This is a genomic window from Micromonospora sp. M51 (assembly GCF_018070305.1).
Classification (GTDB): Bacteria; Actinomycetota; Actinomycetes; order Mycobacteriales; family Micromonosporaceae; genus Micromonospora; species Micromonospora parva.
In genome coordinates this window covers 1-2,669 of record NZ_JAGPXZ010000800.1, presented here as the reverse complement: position 1 = coordinate 2,669, position 2,669 = coordinate 1, and the positions used below count along the sequence as shown (strand labels likewise).

The window sequence follows — 2,669 nt, the reverse complement described above, 5'->3', positions numbered from 1 at the left end:
CCAGCGGCTGTTCGCACCGTCCGGCTGGTGGGCCGGCCATGGCGCCGTGTGCGCCTCCGCGGGCGTCGCCGGCTCCGGCTGTCGGCCGCTGGTGGGCTGCTCCCGGTGCCACTCGTCGCCCGGCTGACCGGGCTCGTCACCGAACAGATAGGCCGAGCGGGGCTCCGGGCGGTCGTGCAGCCAGGCCGGCTCGTCGGTCGGCCCTCCGGTGCGCCGGGGGGCGCCGTTCGGGTCCATCGGATCGGTCCAGCCGTACACGCCTATGCCTCCAGGGGTCGGTTGCGGGCCGGGGTGACGCTACGGCGCGCCTACGACCTGCGGCAACGTGGCTAAGAAAGAGTTAAGGCGAAGTCGGACGCCAGGGTGCGGACTTCGGCGGATCCGGGCGTACAGTAAAGGCGTCCGGACAGAGAGTGTCCGTGCCTTGCGGCAGCCCCCCGACAAGTGGACAGGTCGACGTGGAGATGATCTACGGCCTGCGAGAACTTGACGAAGGAGGGGTTTGCGGCGCAATATATAGGTGTCGCCAGTCGCGCCCGGTCATGCCCAGATACAGCCTGGAATGACAGCCGCGTACAAATGGGCGCGCGTTGGCCGGCCTTTCCGGCAGCGCATATCAAGGAGTCAGCATGGCGAAGGCCCTCTACGGCCACGTAGGTGCAGCGCCCGACCGGCGTCTGCTCGACGAGGTCACCCGACTGCGTGCCAGGGTCCAGGCACTGGAGTTCGAGATCACGCGTCTGCGTGCCGACAATGATCGGCTCGCGGCGGCTGCGGCGGAGGCGGACGATCTGCTCCGTCTGGCCGAGCCGGCGCTGACCTGATCTTCCGGTCCTCAACACTGAATCTCACCCCCGCAAAAAGGCGCGCCGACCCCTCGGTGCCGGCGCGCAACACTGTCCGGCACCTTTTCGACACCGACCATTCATGATCTTGCGATGGGTCGTGGATACGCGATCATGAAAGGTGCTTGCCTTTCTTTGCGGGCGACAGAACGGCAGCGCCCCCCACGGTCGACGCGACGCGGGGCGGGTCGCGTGCCGGCCCGCTCCCACCGCCGGGTTAGTCTGCGAGTTCACCCAGGTCCCCACAGCCGGCGACGGTACGGCGGCCACCGGACGAGGATCGAGTAGGTGTATCTCAAGAGCCTGACGGTGAAGGGGTTCAAGTCCTTCGCCTCCGCCACGACGTTGAAGCTGGAACCCGGGATCACCTGTGTGGTGGGCCCGAACGGCTCGGGCAAGTCCAACGTCGTCGACGCCATCGCCTGGGTGCTCGGCGAGCAGGGCGCCAAGGCGCTGCGTGGCGGCAAGATGGAGGACGTCATCTTCGCCGGCACCGCCGGTCGGGCGCCGCTGGGCCGCGCCGAGGTCACCCTGACCATCGACAACACCGACGGCGCGCTGCCGATCGAGTACACCGAGGTCTCCATCACCCGCCGGATGTTCCGCTCCGGCGAGAGCGAGTACGAGATCAACGGCAACTCCTGCCGGCTGCTCGACATCCAGGAACTGCTCTCCGACTCCGGCATCGGCCGGGAGATGCACATCATCGTCGGGCAGGGCCGCCTCGACGGCATGCTGCACGCCAAGCCGGAGGACCGCCGCGCGTTCATCGAGGAGGCGGCCGGCGTCCTCAAGCACCGCAAGCGCAAGGAAAAGGCGCTGCGCAAGCTCGACGCGATGCAGACCAACCTCAACCGTCTCACCGACCTCACCGCCGAGCTGCGTCGTCAGCTCAAGCCGCTGGGCCGGCAGGCCGAGGTGGCCCGACGCGCCGCCGCCATCCAGGCCAACCTGCGCGACGCCCGGTTGCGCCTGCTCGCCGACGACCTGGCCACCCTGCGGACCACCCTGGATCGGGAGATCGCCGACGAGACCGCGCTGCGCGAGCGGCGTGAGCAGATCGAGGGCGAGCACGCCGAGGTGCAGGGCCGGCTCGGTGAGCTGGAGGCCGCCCTCGCGGAGGACGCTCCGCTGCTCGCCGCCGCCCAGGACACCTGGTACAAGCTGTCCGCCCTGCAGGAACGCTTCCGCTCGATCGAGCAGTTGGCCCGGGAGCGGCTGCGGCACCTGAGCGCCACCGGCGACGACGAGCGACCCGGCCGCGACCCGGACCAGCTGGAGGCCGAGGCGGAACGCGTCCGGGAGCAGGAGGAGGAGCTGCGCGGCGCGCTCACCGACGACCAGATCCGACTGGCCGAGGCGGTCGAGCACCGCCAGGAGCTGGAACGGCAGCTCGCCGCCGCCGAACGGGAGCTGGTCGCCGCCGCCAAGGCCATCGCCGACCGGCGGGAGGGAATGGCGAGGCTCACCGGCCAGGTCAACTCCGCCCGGGCTCGGACCACCAGCGCCGGCGAGGAGATCGAACGCCTCGCCATCGCGCACGCCGACGCGCTGGGCCGCGCCGAGCAGGCGCAGGCCGACCTGGACGCGGTCGCCGCCCAGTCCACCGAGGCCGACCGGGACAACGCGGACCTGGATGCCCGGCACGCCGAGGCGGTCGCCGTGCAGGAGCGGGCACAGGCCAGCGTCCGATCACTGACCGACGCCGAGCGGGCGGCGGAGAAGGACGCCGCCACCTGGAAGGCCAGGGAGGAGGCGCTCGCCCTGGGACTGCGGCGCAAGGACGGTGCGGGGGCCCTGCTCGCCCGCGCCGGGGACGTGCCC

The 2,669-nt window shown here is 70.9% G+C and carries 2 protein-coding genes and 1 pseudogene; 2 read left to right on the top strand and 1 reads right to left on the bottom strand.

What is annotated here, in order from left to right; genetic code table 11:
- A pseudogene (locus KBX53_RS28995) lies at window positions 1–258 on the bottom strand (hypothetical protein); the annotation flags it as partial.
- Between the two features lie 371 nt (window positions 259–629).
- On the opposite strand from KBX53_RS28995, the gene KBX53_RS28990 reads away from it, so the two are divergent.
- Window positions 630–824, top strand: a complete 195-nt coding sequence (locus KBX53_RS28990; protein ID WP_007456482.1) for a hypothetical protein — start codon at window positions 630–632, stop codon at window positions 822–824.
- A 309-nt stretch (window positions 825–1,133) separates the two neighbouring features.
- A partial coding sequence (locus tag KBX53_RS28985; RefSeq protein WP_210862772.1) for an AAA family ATPase occupies window positions 1,134–2,669 on the top strand: 1,536 nt, incomplete at its 3' end.